Below are 16,784 nucleotides of genomic sequence, written 5' to 3'. Positions count from 1 at the left end.
TGTTTGGGGATCAGAGGTCGGTTTCGGTTTTCAGGGGTCGCGTCATCAGCGCGGACACAGCCTGCCGAATGGTGATCGTGCCGTCCAGTATCGCCGACACCGCAGCGATGATCGGCGCGTCGATGTGGCGCTCGGTGGCGATGCGGGCGGCGATCGCCGCCGTCGGCACGCCTTCGGCGAGCGGCAGTCCGGACAAGGGCTTACCTTGCCCCAGCGCCAGCCCATAGGCGAAATTGCGCGACTGGGCCGAAGAGCAGGTGAGCAAAAGGTCGCCGAGGCCGGAAAGCCCCATCAGCGTCTCCGGCTTGGCGCCGAAGGACGCGCCGATGCGGCGCAGTTCGACGAAGCCGCGTGTCACCATGGCGGCCTGCGCGCTGGCGCCGAGCCCAGCGCCGGTGACGGCGCCAGCGGCAATGGCGAACACATTCTTCAAAGCACCGCCGATCTCGACGCCGATCAAATCGTCGCTGGAATAGCAGCGCAGATTCTGCGCCGAAAAGCGCGAGGCAAGCTCGGCCGCCAAGGCGTCGTCGCGTGCAGCAACCACGACAGCGGTCGGCAGACCCCTGGCGACGTCGGCGGCAAAGCTGGGACCGGACAGGGCCGAAACCGGAGTTTCGGGCAGAATCTCATCAACGATCGCCGACAGCAGCGCGCCGGTGTCGCGCTCAATGCCTTTGGCGCAGAGAACCAGCGGGATGCCTTTCGGCATATGGGGCTTTGCCGTCGTCAGCATGGCGCGCAGCGCCTGCGCCGGCGCCACGGCCAGCGCGCAATCGGCATCGGTCAGGGCCGTGCCGATATCGCTCGTCGCCGCAATGCCTGTTTCAATGGCGATGCCGGGGAGATAACGCGGGTTCTCGCCGCGGCGGATCGCGGAAACAGTCTCTTCGTCGCGGGCGTAGAGCCGGACATCGTGACCGGCGCGCAGCATCGCCAGCGCTAGCGCCGTGCCCCAGGCGCCGCCGCCGAGCACGGCGACGCGCCAGCCGGTTCTGTCCCTGCCGCTTGTGTTGCCGGCGCTCATGCTTTTGCTCCGCGCCGGCCGGAGCCGACCATCGGGGCCGAAATGCTGTCCAGCGGCCAGCGCGAACGCGGCACGAAATCGAAGCCGTTCTCTTGAGACAGGCCTGCCCGCAACCGCTCGATGCCGGCCCAGGCGATCATCGCCGCGTTGTCGGTGCACAGTTTGAGCGGCGGCGCGACAAAGGCGAAGCCGGCCTCGGCGCACTGCTTCTGCAGCGTCGCCTTGATCGCTCTGTTGGCGGCGACGCCACCGGCAACGACCAGCGCCGGCTCGGCCTTGTCCGGAAATTCGTCGCGGAAGCGGGCCAGCGCGCGGGCCACGCGGTCGCCAAGTGCGTCGGCTACCGCCGCCTGGAACGAGGCGCAGATGTCGGCGACATCCTGCTCGCTTAGCGGCTGGATGGCGGTCGCCGCCTGGCGCACGGCGGTCTTGAGGCCGGAGAAGGAGAAATCGGGCTGCGCCGAGCCCCTCATCGGCCGCGGAAAGGCAAAGCGCGTCGCATCGCCCGACATTGCCGCCTTTTCGACGTTCGGGCCGCCGGGATAGGGCAGGCCGAGCATTTTGGCCGTCTTGTCGAAAGCTTCGCCGAGCGCGTCGTCGATGGTCGTCGCCCAGCGCTGGTAGTCGCCGACGCCGCGCACGGCGACGATCTGGGTGTGGCCGCCGGAAACCAGCAGCAGCAAATAGGGAAAGTCGAGCCCGTCCGTCAGCCTTGCGGTCAGTGCGTGGCCTTCGAGATGGTTGATGGCGATCAGCGGCTTGCCGGCGGCCGCTGCAATCGCCTTGGCTGTCATCAGGCCGACGATCAGCCCGCCGACTAGGCCGGGGCCGGCAGTGGCGGCAATGGCGTCGATGTCGGCCAGGGCTACGCCCGAATCCGCAAGAGCGGCCTCGACAATGCCGTCCAGCGCCTCGACATGGGCACGCGCGGCGATCTCCGGCACGACGCCGCCGAAGGCGGCGTGCTCCTCGATCTGGCTGAGCACGATGTTGGACGCAATCACCGGCACGGAATCGCCGTCCAGCGTCACCACGCTGGCGGCGGTCTCGTCGCAACTCGTCTCAATGCCCAGAACGCGGATCAATTCGTCGCTGTCTCCAGAGATTGTGTCGCCGGACTTTCCTAGTTAGTAGAGGCGGGCCTCGCTAGGGAGAGCGCCGGAAACGCAAAGCCAGCCGGGGGTTATCACGGACCGCGCGCCATGCAAACTTTGAAAATAGGAACACGCGGCAGCCCGCTGGCGCTCGCCCAGGCGCATGAGACGCAGGCGCGGCTGATGGAAGCGCATGGCATGCCGGCAGAAGCCTTCGAGGTCGTCGTCATTTCGACCAGCGGCGACCGCATCCAGGACCGGCCGCTGTCGGAAGCCGGCGGCAAGGGGCTGTTCACCAAGGAAATCGAAGACGCGCTGCTGGCCGGCACGATCGATATCGCCGTGCATTCCTCCAAGGACATGCCGACAGTGCTGCCGGTCGGGCTGGAGCTGTCCGCCTTCCTGCCGCGCGAGGATGCGCGGGACGCCTTCATCGGCAAGGCGGTGAAGCGCATTGTTGATTTGCCGCAAGGCGCCAAGGTCGGGTCGTCTTCGCTCAGGCGCCAGGCGCTGATCCGGCGCATGCGGCCGGACCTAGACGTGGTCATGTTCCGCGGCAATGTGCAGACCAGGCTGCGCAAGCTGGAGGAAGGCGTCGCCGAAGGCACGATCCTCGCCTATGCCGGGCTGAAGCGGCTCGGGCTCGGCCATGTCGTCACCGATCTGATGCCGCTCGATGCCTTTCCGCCGGCGCCGGGACAAGGCGCAATCGGCATCGAAACCCGCATCGGCGACAGCGAGGTCGAAAAGATGCTGGTGGCCATCCATGATGTGCCGACAGGCCAGGCGCTGGCCTGTGAGCGCGCCTTCCTGGCGGCGCTCGACGGCTCCTGCCGCACGCCGATCGCCGGCTATGCGACGATCTCGGGCGGCAGGCTGGTTTTCGCCGGGCTGATCATTTCGCCCGATGGCACGCAATCGCATGAGGTCAAAGCCGAAGGCTTGGCGCTGGATGCCGCTGACATCGGCACGGACGCGGCCAGGATGGTGCGGGTCAAAGCGGGCGAAACCTTCTTCGACGGCTGGGTCTGATATGCGTGTCCTGGTGACGCGGCCGCAACCTGGGGCGTCGCGAACCATGCGGCGGCTGCAGGAATTGGGATTTGAGCCGCTCCTTCTGCCGCTGACCGAAACGGTGACACTGCGGGTTGGCGCCGATGCTGCGAGCGACAATGCCGTGGCCGTCGCTGTGACCAGCGCAAATGCGGTGCGGCATGCGCCGAAAGAACTCATTCGTGCGCTCGCCGCCTTGCCTTGCCATGCCGTCGGACGCAGGACGGCTGAAGCGGCACGTTCGACAGGGTTCTTGTCGGTCAGCGAAGGGGCGGGCGACGCCGAGCGGCTGGCCGAGGCGATTGCTGCCGGCCTTTCCGGCAAGGCGGTCGTCTATCTCACAGGGCGCGTGCGGTTTCCGGCCTTCGAGGCGCGGCTGCGAAAGGCCGGCGTCGAGGTCCGCACCGTCGAAACCTACGACACGATTTCGCTCGATTATTCCGATGATGAAATCCGTGCACGCCTGTCCCATCAGGCGGTCGACGCGATGCTGCTCTATTCAGCCAAGGCGGCGGCAGCGTTGCAGGCCTTGACCGACCGGGCGGGGCTGCGCGATCTCTTTGAAAACATGCAGGTTTTTGCGCTCTCCGAGCGCGTGGCAGCGGCGTTTGACAATGCCGCCGGCAAAAAAATACGCATTGCGCGGGAACCGCAGGAGGAGGCGCTGCTTGAGCTGTTGCACCGCGGCGACTGAGCCCCGTGTCATCACGCCGCCCCTTTTCACCTGACGATGATGTGCTAGACCATTTTTCAAACCATCACGCGCCGTCGGGCGCCCAGACGAAGCAGGATTGCGGAGCCCAGGCATGGTCAAGACGCCGAAGATGCGACATTCGAAAAGCCACCGCGAGCCGGTGACCATCGAACTCGAACCCGGCGCTGTCTCGCGCATTGCCGATGCGGATGCCGCCAAGACGGATGTCGCCAACTCGGACGACGTCGAGGCCCCGGCAGGGTCGGTTGCGGCCGAGGATGCGGCTGCCATGGCCAATGCGCAGCCGGAGACGCCTGACGAGCCCGTTCACGCCGATCAAGCCGATCTCGAGCCGTGGGAGCACTCCGATGCCGCGGCGCAGGCCGCTCCCGAAAGCGCCGATGCCAAGGCGTCCACCCAGGCGGAGCAGCCTTACCCCACCGCTTCGGATGCGCCACCGCGCGCCAGAACCTCCGACTACAGTTTCGAGGATGCCTCGCCCAAGCCGGGTGCACCCAAGGAAACCCCAAGGACAGCCGGGAACCAGCCCATGGCCGCGCAACCGAAGCGCACGAGCGGCATTGCCGCCGGCATCATCGGCGGTGTCATCGCGCTGGCTGCCGCCGGCGGGCTGCAGTTTGCCGGCGTGCTTGGCGCTCCGGGCTCAGGGGCGGGCACGGTCTCGCTCGACGGCGTCAATGGCGAGATCGCTTCGCTGAAGCGCGAAATCGCCGACCTCAGGGAAGCCAGCGGCAATAGCGCCGCAACCGCCAAGGTCGACGGGCTGTCTTCGGCGCTGGATCAGGTCAAGGCCGATGTCGCATCGCTGAAATCGGCGGTCGAAAAGGGCGGCGCCGGCGACAATGCCGGGCTTGCAGCGCTTGGCGACAAGGTCAAGCAGATCGAGACGGCGGTTGCCGCCCTTGGCCAGGCCGGTGGTGCAGCGCCCGTCGATCTCGCGCCGCTCAATGAAAGACTGGCGGGCCTCGACGCACTGGTGAAATCGGCCGGCGAGGCAGCCAAGGCGCAGGAAGGCAAGATCGCCGCGCTGGAGCAGTCGGTGACGCAGCTCGCCGGCAAGGTCGATGCGCAGGCCTCGCAGCCAAAGATTGCGATGGCCATCGCCGCTTCGGCCTTGAAGGCGGCGCTTGACCGCGGCGCGCCGTTCGCCGCCGAGTTGGAGACCTTCGCAGCGATCTCGCCCGATGCACCGCAGATTGCGGCGCTGCGCCCCTACGCTGAAAAGGGCGTCCCGACCCGCACCGAGATCGCCGGCGAGGCCGACGCCGCGGCCAATGCGATGGTCGCGGCGGCGACGCCGGTCGATGAAAATGCCGGCTTCTTCCAGAACCTTTTGTCGAGCGCCGAATCGCTGGTCAAGGTCCGGCCGATCGGCGCCGTCGAAGGCGCCGGCGCGCCGGAAACCGTGGCGCGCATCGAAGTGGCGGTCAACCAGGGCGACTACGCCAAGGCGCTCAGCGAATACGCAACGCTGCCGGATGCGGTCAAGGCTGCCGGCGCCGACTTTGCCGGCAAACTGAAGGCGCGCATCGACGTCGAGACGCAGGTCGACGCGCTGATTGCAGGTGCGATGAAGGCATGAGGACGACACGATGATCCGCATTCTCATCTTTCTCGCCGCCGTCTTCGCGCTCGGCCTCGGCTTTGCCTGGCTGGCCGATCGTCCCGGCGAGATGGTCGTCACCTTCAACGGTTACCAATACCAGGTCAGCCTGATGGTGGCGGCGGTGGCGATCGTTGCCGTCGTCGCCGCGGTGATGATCGTCTGGTGGCTGATCAAGTCGCTGTGGAACAGCCCGTACACGATCTCGCGCTATTTCCGCGTCCGCCGCCGTGACCGCGGCTACCAGGCGCTGTCGACCGGCATGATCGCAGCCGGCGCCGGCGATGGCGCGCTGGCCCGCAAGAAGTCCAAGGAAGCCGCCAAACTGATCCGCTCCGACCAGGAGCCGCTGATCCATCTGCTCGAAGCGCAAGCCTCGCTGCTCGAAGGCGACCATGAGGGCGCGCGCGAAAAATTCGAGGCCATGCTCGACGACCCCGAAATGCGGCTGCTTGGCCTGCGCGGGCTCTATCTCGAAGCCGAGCGGCTCGGCGACCGCAACGCCGCGCGTCACTATGCCGGCCGCGCCGCTTCCGTCGCACCGCAACTGGCTTGGGCCGCCGAATCGACGCTGGAGGATCTGACCGGGCGCGGCGACTGGGAAGGCGCGCTGAAGCTGGTGGAGGCGCAGAAGTCGACCAGGCAGATCGAACGCGACGCCGCCAATCGCCGCCGCGCTGTGCTGTTGACCGCCAAGGCGCAGGCGCTGACCGACAGCGATCCCAATGCAGCCAAGGCAGCCGCACTCGAGGCCAACAAGCTCGCGCCCGATTTCGCGCCGGCCGCGGTTGCAGCCGCCAATCTTCTGTTCAAACAGAACGATGTGCGCAAAGGCTCGAAGATCCTTGAGGCAGCCTGGAAGGCGGAGCCGCATCCCGAGATCGCCGAGCTCTACACCCATGCAAGGCCGGGAGATGCCGTGGTCGATCGTCTCAACCGGGCGAAGAAGCTGCAGGAGCTGAAGCGCAACAATGCCGAATCGTCGATGACGGTGGCGCGCGCCGCGCTCGATGCGCAGGATTTTTCCACCGCCCGCCGCGAGGCGGAAGCCGCGATCCGCATGGATCGCCGGGAAGGCGCTTACCTGCTGCTGGCCGATATCGAGGAGGCAGAGACCGGCGACCAGGGCAAGATCAGGCAATTACTGTCCAAGGCGGTCAGGGCGCCGCGCGATCCGGCCTGGGTCGCCGACGGCGTCGTCTCCGAACGCTGGGCGCCGGTATCGCCGGTCAGCGGCAAGCTCGACGCTTTCGCCTGGCGCGCACCGATGGAGCGGCTGGGCCAGCTCATCGACAGCCATGAAGACGAAGCCGATGTGCCGGTGCTTGCGGCACCCGCCAAGCCGGCAAAGGAAGCCGAAGTGATCGATCATCCCGCCGTTGCCAAGACGATCAGCGAGGCGCCGACCGAGCCGAAGCCCGCTGTGGGCGACGACCAGGTCACGCCGGTCACCGCCGCCGCTTTCGCCGCAATACCACCCGATGCCGAACCCGTCGAACCTGCCGAGGAACTGGCGCGGCTGCCCGACGACCCCGGCGTCGACCCCGATGACGAAGCGGAGAAGTCACCGCGCCGCTTCCGCCTGTTTTGATCCCTGAAGCATGATCCCAAAAAGTGGATACCGGTTTTTGGAAAAGATCATGCTCCAATAAAGTGAAGTGAGCACCATGTTCGAACGCGTCCTGGCCTTTCTGAAAGACCTGCCCTCCGGGGCTGGGGCTCGCGCCAATGCGGACGATCCGCGCGTTGCGGCGTCGGCTTTGCTCTATCATGTGATGAATGCCGACGGCGTGCGCCAGGATGTCGAGTGGGAGCGGTTCAAGCAGGTGCTGGCGCAGAGCTATTCGATCAGCGGCGACGAGCTCGATGCACTGGCTGCCGCCGGCGAGCGCGCCGACAATGAGGCGATCGACCTCTATGCCTTCACCAGCGTCTTGAAGCGCCATCTCGACGCCGAGGCGCGCAAGGCTTTCATCGGCCTGATGTGGGAAATCGTCTATGCCGACGGCGAACTGCATGAACTGGAGGACAACACCGTCTGGCGCGTTGCCGAACTGATCGGCGTCGAGCGCCAGGATCGCGTCGAGGCGCGCCGCAAGGCGGCGGCCGCCGCGCCCGGCGCCAGCGGAACGTCGAGCGACGAATAGGATTCCGCCTTTCCATGCCGTCCAGACCGAGCTCGAAACCAAAAATCCTGATCGTGCTGCATCAGGAGACTTCGAGCCCCGGCCGGGTTGGCCACATGCTGCTCGAGGAAGGTTTCGACCTCGACATCCGCCGGCCGCCTCTCGGCGACAGCCTGCCGGAGACGCTGGAGGGACACGCCGGCGCCGTGGTGTTCGGCGGGCCGATGAGCGCCAATGACGAAGATGAGTTCGTCCGCCGCGAGACCAACTGGCTCAATGTTCCGCTAAAGGAGAACCGGCCCGTCCTCGGCATCTGCCTTGGCGCGCAGATGCTGGCCAATCATCTCGGCGGCAAGGTCGAGGGGCATGGCGAGGGGCTGGTCGAGATCGGCTGGTATCCGCTGAAGCCGACCGAAGCCGGCAAAAAGCTGCTGCCCTGGCCCGACATGGTTTACCAGTTTCACCGCGAAGGCTTTTCGCTGCCCAGGGATGCGACGCTGCTGGCCACGGCGGAAACCTACCCCAACCAGGCTTTTCGCTATGGCGACAATGCCTGGGGCATCCAGTTCCATGGCGAACTGACCCAGTTGATGATGCAGCGCTGGGTGGTGCGCGGCGCACACCGTTTCGAATTGCCCGGCGCGCAGCCCGGCCGCGACCATCTCGGCGGCCGGCTGATCTGGGATATGCACCTCAAGCGCTGGCTGAGCGAGTTTTTGAGCCTGATCTTCGGCAAGCCTACTGAGGGATAGAGCAAATCCAACTACTCTGAACGGCCGAGCTTGCCCAAAGACGACTTACCTCTGGGAGGCGTGTACGATGGATCCGGGACCTTAGCCCGTTCCCGCAGATTTGGATTGCGCCCCAAACACTCCGATGGATCGAAAAACTCCGTGGCGCATTTAAGCTTCGGCTAATAACGGCCCCAGGAGAGAACCAATGAAGAAGACGCTGCTCATTTTAAGCCTACTCATTCCGCTCGCGGCATGCTCCCGCACCGAACAAGGCGCTGCCGTCGGTGGTTTGGGTGGCGCAGCTGTAGGCGCAGCAGTGGCCGGCGACCCGGTAAAAGGGGCGGTTGTTGGCGGGGCGGTCGGAGCGCTGGCCGGGGCGGTCATCGGGCACGCCAGCGAAGCCGGCCAGTGCAGATATCGCGGTCGGAACGGTCGAGTTTACGTTGCTCAGTGCCCGGACGGCTACTGATCTCAAAGGCGCGTGATCTCTTTCGATCACGCGCCTGCTCGGGGTAGGATAACTGAATGGCATATAACAGCAAAAGACTGCTGGCTTTCTGGTTCGCCGTTGTCAGCGCTGTCGCGATAAACGCCGAACTTTCGACCGCGGCCTTGGCCGCACCTGTAGAAGCGAAGACGATTGCCGATCACTTCTCATCGGTAAAGTCCATGTCCGGGGACTTTGTCCAGTCGGGCCCAAGAGCGGAAAGGACCAAAGGGAAATTTTTCCTCCAGCGGCCGGGCAAGATCCGGTTCAACTATGCAGGCCAATCAGGGGTCAGCGTAATTGCAGATGGAAAATCCTTGGTGGTCTATAACAAGAAGCTCAAGACATCGCGGCTTTATGCTCTCTCGAAGACGCCGCTCAAGCTGCTCCTCGACAATCAGGTCAACTTTTCCGGCAATCGCCTCAAAAGTATCAGGGACGATGGCGCCCAGGTGATCATCAGGCTGGCCGACAAGTCGGCCTTCGGCAATTCGAATATCACTATGGTGTTTGACAGGGAATCGCTCGATCTACGCAGATGGACCCTGACTGACGAGAGGGGCCTTACCTCGACAGTCACCATATCCAACGTGAAGCAGGGCGTTCGCGCTCCTGCGGGCACCTTCACTATCAACTATGCTGCAAACCGTGAATTCAACACCAAAACGAAATAGTCGGCAGCGCCACGAACTGCCCGTGTAACACTACTCGGCGGCCGTCTCGGACGGCACCTCTGCCGGTGCCGAAGACTCGGCCTCGGCATGCGGCTTGCGCCGTGAGAACAGCGACCTGAGCGTGACGTAGAACACCGGCGTCAGGAACAGGCCGACGAAAGTGACGCCCAGCATGCCGGAGAACACCGCGGTGCCGAGCGACTGGCGCATTTCCGCGCCCGGGCCCGTCGCGATCATCAGCGGCACGACGCCGAGGATGAACGAGAAGGCGGTCATCAGGATCGGCCGCAGCCTGAGCCGGCAGGCTTCGACGGCAGCCTCGGCTGCCGACAGGCCGCGTTCCTGGGCCTGCCGCGCGAACTCGACGATCAGGATCGCGTTCTTGGCGGCAAGCCCGATCAGCACGATGAGGCCGATCTGCACGAGGATGTTGTTGTCCAGCCCTCGGAACGACACGCCGAGCAACGCTGCGAGCACGCCGAGCGGCACCACCAGCACGATGGCGAACGGCAGCACCCAGCTTTCATATTGCGCCGCCAGCGCCAGGAACACGAACAGCACCGACAGTCCGAAGATATAGACAGCGGCATTGCCGGTGTTGCGCTCCTGATAGGCGAGTTCGGTCCATTCGTAGGAGGTACCGGCCGGCAACGTCTGTGCCGTGATCGCTTCCATCTTGGCAAGCGCATCGCCGGTGGAAACACCGGGCGCGGCGTTGCCCTGCAGCGGCACGGAGACGTACATGTTGTAGCGCTGGACCAGCGCCGGGCCGGTGACGTCGCGGATCTCGATCAACGTGCCCAGCGGAACCAGCGCGCCGGTCGCCGAGCGCACCTTCAGTTTCAAGATGTCGGCGCGATCGAGGCGGAACGCCTGGTCGGCCTGCGCGCGCACCTGGTAGACGCGCCCGAAAGCGTTGAAGTCGTTGACGTAGGCGGTGCCCAGATTGATCGACAGCGTCTCGAAGATGTTGGGGATCGGCACGTTCAGGATGCGCGCCTTGTCGCGATCGATCGCCAGGAAGAATTGCGGGCTGGACGCGGAGAAGGTGGTGAACACGCCGGTCAGCCCCGCCGTCTTGTTGGCCTTGCCGGCAATTTCATAGGCAAGCGCCAGGATCTGCCGCATGTCGGCGCTGTTGCGCTCCTGGATCTGCAGCTTGAAGCCGCCGGCATTGCCGACGCCGCGGATCGGCGGCGGCGGCAGTGCGATAATGAAGGCTTCCTTGATGCTTTGCAGGCTGCCGAACAAATTGCCGATGACCTGGGTCGCGGACTGGCCGGCTTCCAGTCGCTCGTCAAACGGCTTGAACCTGGCGAAGATCACGCCCGCGTTGCTGGCATTGGTAAAGGTGGCACCGGAGAAGCCGGCGAAGGCGACCGCGTAGTCGACGCCCGGCGTTTTCTGGATGATCTGCGACGCCTGCTGGATGACGGCATCGGTCCGCGATAGCGAGGCGCCGTCCGGCAACTGGACGACGACGATCGCATACCCCTGGTCGAGCGACGGAATGAAACCGCGCGGCACCGTCTGAACCATATAGACCGTGGCGTAGATGAGGGCCGCGAAAACGGCCAGCGTGGCGGCCATCGCTATCCGCGAGCCGACCAGCACGCGCACGATGCTCGAATACCAATGGGCGACCTTGTCGAAGCCGCCATTGAAGCCGTCGGCGAGCGCCCGTCCGAACCGCGCCAGGAAAAAGCGCGGCGGCGCCGCAGCAGTGTGGTGCGGCTTGAACAGCAGCGCGGCCAAGGCCGGCGAGAGCGTCAGCGAATTGAATGCCGAGATCGCCGTCGACACCGCGATGGTGATCGCAAACTGCAGGTAGAACTGCCCGGAAATGCCGGGAATGAAGGCTGTCGGCACGAACACCGCTATCAGCACCAGCGAGATCGCGATGACCGCCGTTCCGACTTCGTCCATGGTCAGATGCGACGCCGGATTGGGCGCCAACCCCCTGGCGATATTTCGCTCGACGTTCTCGACCACGACGATCGCATCGTCGACGACGATGCCGATGGCCAGAACGAGGCCGAACAGCGTCAGCATGTTGAGGGAGAAGCCGGCGGCGTAAAGCACCGCCAGCGTGCCGATCAGCGACACCGGGATGGCCACGATCGGCACGATCGCCATGCGCCACGATTGCAGGAAGACGATGATGACGATGATGACCAGCACCATCGCCTCGAGGATCGTCTTGTAGACCTCCTGGATCGACTCGGCGACGAACTCGGTCGGATTGTAGACGATGTCGTAGCTCAATCCCTTCGGGAAGTCCTGGGAAAGCTCCTTCATCTTGTCCTGGATCTCCGCGGCTGCGGCGAGTGCATTGGTGCCTGGCCGCTGGAAGATGGCGAGCGCCACCGCCGGTTTGCCGTTGAGATAGGAGTTGGTGACGTAATCCTTGGCGCCGAGCTCGATGCGCGCCACGTCCTGCAGCTGGATCAGGCGGCCGTCTTCGGCCGATTTGACGATCACGTATCGGAAGTCGCGTGCGTCGTTGAAGCGGCCTTGCGTGGTGACCGTGTACTGGAACGCCGTGCCGGTATTGGTCGGCGGCGCGCCGATGGAGCCGCCCGACACCTGGACATTCTGGTCGCGCAGCGCCTGCACCACATCGCCCGAGGTCATCCCCAGGGCGGACAGTTTTTCCGGATCGAGCCAGATGCGCAGCGAATATTCGCGTTCGCCGAAGATGATGAGGTCGCCGACGCCGTCCAACCTGAGCAGTATGTCGCGCACCCGCGAGCGGGCGTAGTTCGAGACGTAGAGCTGGTCGTAGGTATTGTCGGGCGACAGCATGTGCACGACCATCATCAGGTCGGGCGAGCTCTTGATGGTGGTGATGCCGAGGCGGCGGACTTCTTCGGGCAGGCGCGGCTCGGCGACCGACACGCGGTTCTGTACCAGCACCTGCGCCTGGTCGAGATCGGTGCCTAGCTTGAAGGTGATGGTCAGCGCCATCGCCCCGTCGCCGGACGAATAGGACGACATGTAAAGCATGCCCTCGACGCCGTTGATCTCCTGCTCGATCGGCGTTGCCACCGTCGCTGCGACCGTCTCGGCGTCGGCGCCCGGGTACTGGGCGCGAACGACGATGGTCGGCGGCGCGATCTCGGGATATTGCGCGATCGGCAGCTGGGTATAAGCAATCCCGCCGAGGATCAGCAGGACGATCGAAACGACCGATGCGAAGATCGGACGGTCGACGAAGAAATGGGCGAACCTCATTGCTGCAACCCGGCGGTGTCGACCTTGGGCGGCAACGTCACCATCTCGACTTTCACCTTGGTGCCGGGCCTGGCGTGCATCAGCCCATTGACGATGATCGTCTCGTCGCCGGTCAGGCCCGCGCGGATCACCCGGTAGCCGTCGAGAAGCGGGCCGGTGCGCACGGGCTTCGCCGACACCATCCCAGCCTCATCCACCAGGTACACGATGCGGCGATCCTGATCGGCGCCGACCGCCTCGTCGGGCACCAGGACGCCGCTATGCGGCAGCGACCCCGGCACGTTGATGCGCCCGAACATGCCTGGCTGGAGAACGCCGTCGGCGTTGGCAAACCTTGCACGCACCCGCATGGTGCCGGTCGCGTTGTCGATCCGGTTCTCGGCAAAATCGAGCTTGCCCCTGAATACCGCCTCCGCGCGGTCGGCGACGCGAACCACCACCTCGAGCCCGCCGGCGCCTTCCTGCATGCTGCCGCCGCGCTCCTTCGCGTCGCGGGCGTAGCTGAAATACAGGCGCTCATCGACGTCGAAATAGAAGTCGATCGGGTCGCGCGTGACGATGGTCGTCAGCAAGGTGGAATCCGGCTGCACGAGGTTGCCGACCGACACCAGCCGGCGGTCGATGCGGCCGGACAAGGGCGCCTTGATCTCGGTGAACTCCAGGTTCAGGTTGGCCGTCGTCAGCGCCGCCGTCGCGCCCTGCATCTGCGCCTGCGCCGAAAGGTATTCCCGCCGGCGGTCGTCGACCGTCGCGGCCGAGATATTGCCGGTCTTGGCGAGTTCATCGGCGCGATCCAGCTGCATCTTGGAGAATTCGAGCAGGGACTTGGCGACGTCTACTTGCGACTTGGCGGCATCGTAGGCCGCCTGGTACGGACGCTGGTCGATGGTGAAGAGCAGGTCGCCCTTGTTGACCAGTGCGCCGTCCTGGAAGCTGATCTTGTCCAGATAGCCGCTGACGCGCGAACGGATGGCGACCTCGTCGACGGCTTCGAAGCGCCCGACGAACTCGTCGTCTTCGACGATTTCACGCACCACCGGCTTGGCCGCCGTCACCACCGGCAGTTGCTGGTCCTGCGCAAACGCGTTGCTGCTGAAAGCCATGCCGAGCAGGAATGCCACTGGGACGGCGGAGCGGGCCAGCCAGCCGACCGATCGGCTGGGTCGCCCGCTTGCGTCGCGATGCGATTGCCGATTCCCTGAAGTGTCCATTTGCGTCCCCGCTAGCTGGACCCGGAGGTCGGGTGGTTCTCTTCTATATTTAAGGTTTCTCGTCGAGACCAGAGCACTGCAGTATTGTGCATGGCAACATAATCATTTTCCATATGGACTGAAATGTCCACCCTGTGGCTGCCCCGCCATCTGGCTAGTTCGCCCAGAACCGGCCCATCCGCTTCCGGCCCATCTCAGCCGTCATCGGCGCAAGCTGATTTGGACCGAGCGCCGGATCCTGCGGCTTACTCGATCAGTTGCGGCTGTTGAGATGCCGCACCCTTCGCAGTTGCGGAAACAGCACCGCCCACAGTCCGGCGACGGCAATCGCACCGACGCCGCCGATCACCACCGCCGGCACGGTGCCGATCAGCGCCGCCATGGTGCCGGCGCGGAACTCGCCGACTTCGTTGGAGGCGCCGACGAAGACCTGGTTGACGGCGTTGACGCGGCCGCGCACCTCGTCGGGTGTCCACAGCTGGATCAGCGTCTCCCTGATATAGACGCTGAACATGTCGGTGGCGCCGAGGCCGGCAAGGGCCAGGATCGACAGCCAGGTGATGGTCGAGACGCCGAACAGCACGGTGAAGGCGCCGAACCCGGCGACGAAGCCGAGCATGATCTTGCCGGCACTGTCGCGCAGCGGATGCCCGGCAAGCCAGACCGCGACACAGATGGCGCCGATGCCGGGCGCCGAGCGCAGCAGGCCGAGGCCCCACGGGCCGAGTTCCAGAATATCGCGGGCATAGACCGGCAGCAGCGCCGAGGCACCGGACAGAAGCACGGCGAAGAGGTCGAGCGAGATGGCGCCCAGGACGATCTTCTCGCTCCAGATGTATCGGAAGCCGGCAAACAGCGTCTCCATCGTCGGCTTGTCGGTGGCGCTCTGCTGGGCCGGTTTCGGAATGGTGAAGATCAGCAGACCGGCCACCAGCATCAGCACGGAGGCAACGGCGTAAGCGGCTTCGGCCGAGACGCCATAGAGCAGGCCGCCGGCGACCGGGCCGACAATGGTCGCCGTTTGCCAGGCGGACGAGTTCCAGGCGATCGCATTGCCGAAATCTTCCGGCGGAACAAGGTTGGCGAACAGCGACGACGAGGCCGGCCCATAAAAAGCGCGCGCCAGGCCGAACATAGCCAGCACGATGAAGATCGGCAGCGGGCTGACGAGACCGCGCAGCGTGAAGTACAACAGGACAAGCGCACAACCTGCCTCGACTACCGTCGCCAGCGCCATGATCAGGCGGCGGCCGAAACGGTCGGCGACAACGCCGGTGACCAGTACCAGCAGCAGCGACGGCAGGAACTGGACGATGCCGACAATGCCGAGATCGAAGGGATCGCGCGTCAGATCATAGATCTGCCAGCCGACGGCGACGGACACGATCATGGTGGCGAAGGTGGTCAGGAAACGCGCCGCCCAATAGCTCAGGAAGGAGCGATGGCGGAAGGCGGCGTAACGCCGGTCAGGCGGTGTATGGGAATGGGATGTCATGGATACAGGCCCCGTTGCTTGCATTGGCCGGCGGGGCACTTCCCGGAAATGGGCGCTGTTCCGGCCAATGAAACTTATCAAAGTTCGGGGCGCGTATGCGTGAAAATCGGGCCTGGATCAAGTGGTTTTCCAGCCGCTCGCCCGATTGCACGCGGACGTTACTGCCTCAGCGCGGCGGTGATGGCGTCGAGGCCGCCCTGTAATTCCGCCTCTTTCGGCCAGCCGAAACCGACGCGGAAGAAGCGCTTGGGCATATCGAACCAGTGGCCGGGACCGACATAGGTGCCGTGGTTTTCCAAGAGATTGACGTAGAAACGGTCGAGGTCGAAGTCTGGACTGACATTGAGCCTTGGAAATCCGACGACGCCGCCTTGTGGCCGCACCCAGTCGACCAGCGGCTCGCGGTCGATCCAGTCTTGCACGATGTCGCGGCGTTTCGCCATCTCGGGCAGCAGCGCGCCCAAGAAAGCGTCGCGGCGCCCCAGCATGCCGCGCGCAATGCCTTCGTCGATGACGCTGCCGCAAATGCCGATCTGCTCCTTGGCGGCGAGGAAGCGCTCCTGCAGTTCGGCATCGCTGGTGATCAGCCAGCCAATGCGGATGCCGGGAATGCCGAAGGCTTTCGACAGCGACGAGACGCTGATCGCTTTGGGGCTGAGAGAAGCCGCCGCCGGCAGGCGCTGTCCATAGGAGAGGTCGCGATAGGTCTCGTCGACCAGCAGATGGCAGCCGCTCGCTTCGGCCAGCGCAATCAGCGCGTCGAGATCGGCCCGGCCCATCATCGTGCCGGTCGGGTTGTGCGGGCAGGTGACGCTGATCAGCTTGGTGTTCGGTTGCATGCTGGCGGCGACGCGGCCGAAATCGATGGCAAAGCCTGCGTCGAAATCGAGATCGACATAGGAGATGGCGCAGCCGATCGCCTTGGGGGTCTCGATGTTGGTGGCGTAGTTCGGCCGGACGACGACAAGATGGTCGCGCTCCGACAGAAGCGAGGTCGAAATGATGAAGAGCGCGCCCGCCGCACCGGCGGTCACCAGAACATCGTCAGCGGAGATGCCTTTGTCTTGCGCCGCGATCAGCGCCCGCAACTCCTTGTCGCCGCGATGCTCGCCGTAGAACAGCGTGAGATCCGGCAGCGACAGGCCGACGTCGGAGAGTTTCTGATCGGCGATCGAGCTTTCGGAGAGATTGAACCGAATGCGATCGTAGCCGTATTCCTCCGGCGCCTCTTTCTCGATCACCATTCTGGCGTAGTTCATCGCTGCTCCCCCAAAGCAATCTCTGTGGTGTATCCAAGCCACAAAAGCACGAAGCCTGCCAAGGCTCATTCG

Annotated in this window: 14 protein-coding genes; 8 read left to right on the top strand and 6 right to left on the bottom strand. The window is 64.8% G+C overall.

The window, feature by feature from the left end; all coding sequences use genetic code 11:
* Positions 1–10: 10 nt before the first annotated feature.
* Together AC3EMP_RS02875 and tsaD are read right to left on the bottom strand one after the other, a co-directional pair.
* Positions 11–1,027: an NAD(P)H-dependent glycerol-3-phosphate dehydrogenase gene (locus AC3EMP_RS02875; protein ID WP_023730225.1), complete on the bottom strand. Its 1,017-nt coding sequence runs from the start codon at positions 1,025–1,027 to the stop codon at positions 11–13.
* Positions 1,024–2,109: a tRNA (adenosine(37)-N6)-threonylcarbamoyltransferase complex transferase subunit TsaD gene (tsaD, locus tag AC3EMP_RS02870; protein ID WP_196813717.1), complete on the bottom strand. Its 1,086-nt coding sequence runs from the start codon at positions 2,107–2,109 to the stop codon at positions 1,024–1,026. The genes AC3EMP_RS02875 and tsaD overlap by 4 nt, the downstream gene beginning before the upstream one ends.
* A gap of 120 nt (positions 2,110–2,229) precedes the next feature.
* Here tsaD and hemC point away from each other — a divergent pair, with 120 nt between their 5' ends.
* The 8 genes from hemC (at position 2,230) to AC3EMP_RS02830 (ending at position 9,513) form a co-directional block, all read left to right on the top strand.
* Positions 2,230–3,153 (top strand): hydroxymethylbilane synthase, encoded by a 924-nt coding sequence (gene hemC, locus AC3EMP_RS02865; protein ID WP_023747363.1) that lies wholly within the window; start codon positions 2,230–2,232, stop codon positions 3,151–3,153.
* Between the two features lies 1 nt (position 3,154).
* Complete coding sequence (locus AC3EMP_RS02860) at positions 3,155–3,868, top strand: uroporphyrinogen-III synthase (protein WP_352713059.1); 714 nt, start codon at positions 3,155–3,157, stop codon at positions 3,866–3,868.
* Between the two features lie 112 nt (positions 3,869–3,980).
* Positions 3,981–5,471: a COG4223 family protein gene (locus AC3EMP_RS02855; protein WP_352713062.1), complete on the top strand. Its 1,491-nt coding sequence runs from the start codon at positions 3,981–3,983 to the stop codon at positions 5,469–5,471.
* Between the two features lie 10 nt (positions 5,472–5,481).
* Positions 5,482–7,083: a heme biosynthesis protein HemY gene (locus AC3EMP_RS02850; protein ID WP_352713065.1), complete on the top strand. Its 1,602-nt coding sequence runs from the start codon at positions 5,482–5,484 to the stop codon at positions 7,081–7,083.
* Positions 7,084–7,159: 76 nt separating this feature from the next.
* Positions 7,160–7,639 (top strand): tellurite resistance TerB family protein, encoded by a 480-nt coding sequence (locus AC3EMP_RS02845; RefSeq protein ID WP_023702389.1) that lies wholly within the window; start codon positions 7,160–7,162, stop codon positions 7,637–7,639.
* Positions 7,640–7,653: 14 nt separating this feature from the next.
* Positions 7,654–8,370: a glutamine amidotransferase gene (locus tag AC3EMP_RS02840; RefSeq protein WP_352713068.1), complete on the top strand. Its 717-nt coding sequence runs from the start codon at positions 7,654–7,656 to the stop codon at positions 8,368–8,370.
* 187 nt (positions 8,371–8,557) lie between these two features.
* Complete coding sequence (locus tag AC3EMP_RS02835) at positions 8,558–8,821, top strand: YMGG-like glycine zipper-containing protein (protein ID WP_023670477.1); 264 nt, start codon at positions 8,558–8,560, stop codon at positions 8,819–8,821.
* Between the two features lie 56 nt (positions 8,822–8,877).
* Complete coding sequence (locus AC3EMP_RS02830) at positions 8,878–9,513, top strand: LolA family protein (protein WP_023828722.1); 636 nt, start codon at positions 8,878–8,880, stop codon at positions 9,511–9,513.
* 30 nt (positions 9,514–9,543) lie between these two features.
* Here AC3EMP_RS02830 and AC3EMP_RS02825 read toward each other — a convergent pair whose 3' ends face one another.
* From AC3EMP_RS02825 to AC3EMP_RS02810, 4 genes are all read right to left on the bottom strand, one after another.
* Positions 9,544–12,747, bottom strand: coding sequence for an efflux RND transporter permease subunit (locus tag AC3EMP_RS02825; protein WP_352597696.1), 3,204 nt, complete (start codon positions 12,745–12,747; stop codon positions 9,544–9,546).
* The gene (locus AC3EMP_RS02820) at positions 12,744–13,850 is read right to left on the bottom strand and encodes an efflux RND transporter periplasmic adaptor subunit (protein WP_050591550.1); all 1,107 of its coding nucleotides are present in this window, start codon (positions 13,848–13,850) and stop codon (positions 12,744–12,746) included. Before AC3EMP_RS02820 ends, AC3EMP_RS02825 begins: the two co-directional genes overlap by 4 nt.
* Before the next feature lie 361 nt (positions 13,851–14,211).
* Positions 14,212–15,453, bottom strand: a complete 1,242-nt coding sequence (locus tag AC3EMP_RS02815) for an MFS transporter (protein WP_023670472.1) — start codon at positions 15,451–15,453, stop codon at positions 14,212–14,214.
* 158 nt (positions 15,454–15,611) lie between these two features.
* Positions 15,612–16,712 carry an aminotransferase class I/II-fold pyridoxal phosphate-dependent enzyme gene (locus AC3EMP_RS02810; RefSeq protein ID WP_023736801.1) on the bottom strand — a complete coding sequence of 367 codons (1,101 nt, stop codon included), beginning with the start codon at positions 16,710–16,712 and terminating at the stop codon, positions 15,612–15,614.
* Positions 16,713–16,784: the final 72 nt, after the last annotated feature.

Source organism: Mesorhizobium sp. P160219 (assembly GCF_057786095.1).
This window is presented reverse-complemented; position numbering and strand designations above follow the sequence as displayed.

Coding starts and splice junctions, on each gene's coding strand:
- AC3EMP_RS02875 (WP_023730225.1), bottom strand. CDS start 1,027: ATGAGCGCCGGCAACACAAGCGGCAGGGACAGAACCGGCTGGCGCGTC.
- AC3EMP_RS02835 (WP_023670477.1), top strand. CDS start 8,558: ATGAAGAAGACGCTGCTCATTTTAAGCCTACTCATTCCGCTCGCGGCA.
- AC3EMP_RS02855 (WP_352713062.1), top strand. CDS start 3,981: ATGGTCAAGACGCCGAAGATGCGACATTCGAAAAGCCACCGCGAGCCG.
- AC3EMP_RS02845 (WP_023702389.1), top strand. CDS start 7,160: ATGTTCGAACGCGTCCTGGCCTTTCTGAAAGACCTGCCCTCCGGGGCT.
- AC3EMP_RS02820 (WP_050591550.1), bottom strand. CDS start 13,850: ATGGCTTTCAGCAGCAACGCGTTTGCGCAGGACCAGCAACTGCCGGTG.
- AC3EMP_RS02830 (WP_023828722.1), top strand. CDS start 8,878: ATGGCATATAACAGCAAAAGACTGCTGGCTTTCTGGTTCGCCGTTGTC.
- AC3EMP_RS02850 (WP_352713065.1), top strand. CDS start 5,482: ATGATCCGCATTCTCATCTTTCTCGCCGCCGTCTTCGCGCTCGGCCTC.
- hemC (WP_023747363.1), top strand. CDS start 2,230: ATGCAAACTTTGAAAATAGGAACACGCGGCAGCCCGCTGGCGCTCGCC.
- AC3EMP_RS02860 (WP_352713059.1), top strand. CDS start 3,155: ATGCGTGTCCTGGTGACGCGGCCGCAACCTGGGGCGTCGCGAACCATG.
- AC3EMP_RS02840 (WP_352713068.1), top strand. CDS start 7,654: ATGCCGTCCAGACCGAGCTCGAAACCAAAAATCCTGATCGTGCTGCAT.
- AC3EMP_RS02815 (WP_023670472.1), bottom strand. CDS start 15,453: ATGACATCCCATTCCCATACACCGCCTGACCGGCGTTACGCCGCCTTC.
- AC3EMP_RS02825 (WP_352597696.1), bottom strand. CDS start 12,747: ATGAGGTTCGCCCATTTCTTCGTCGACCGTCCGATCTTCGCATCGGTC.
- AC3EMP_RS02810 (WP_023736801.1), bottom strand. CDS start 16,712: ATGAACTACGCCAGAATGGTGATCGAGAAAGAGGCGCCGGAGGAATAC.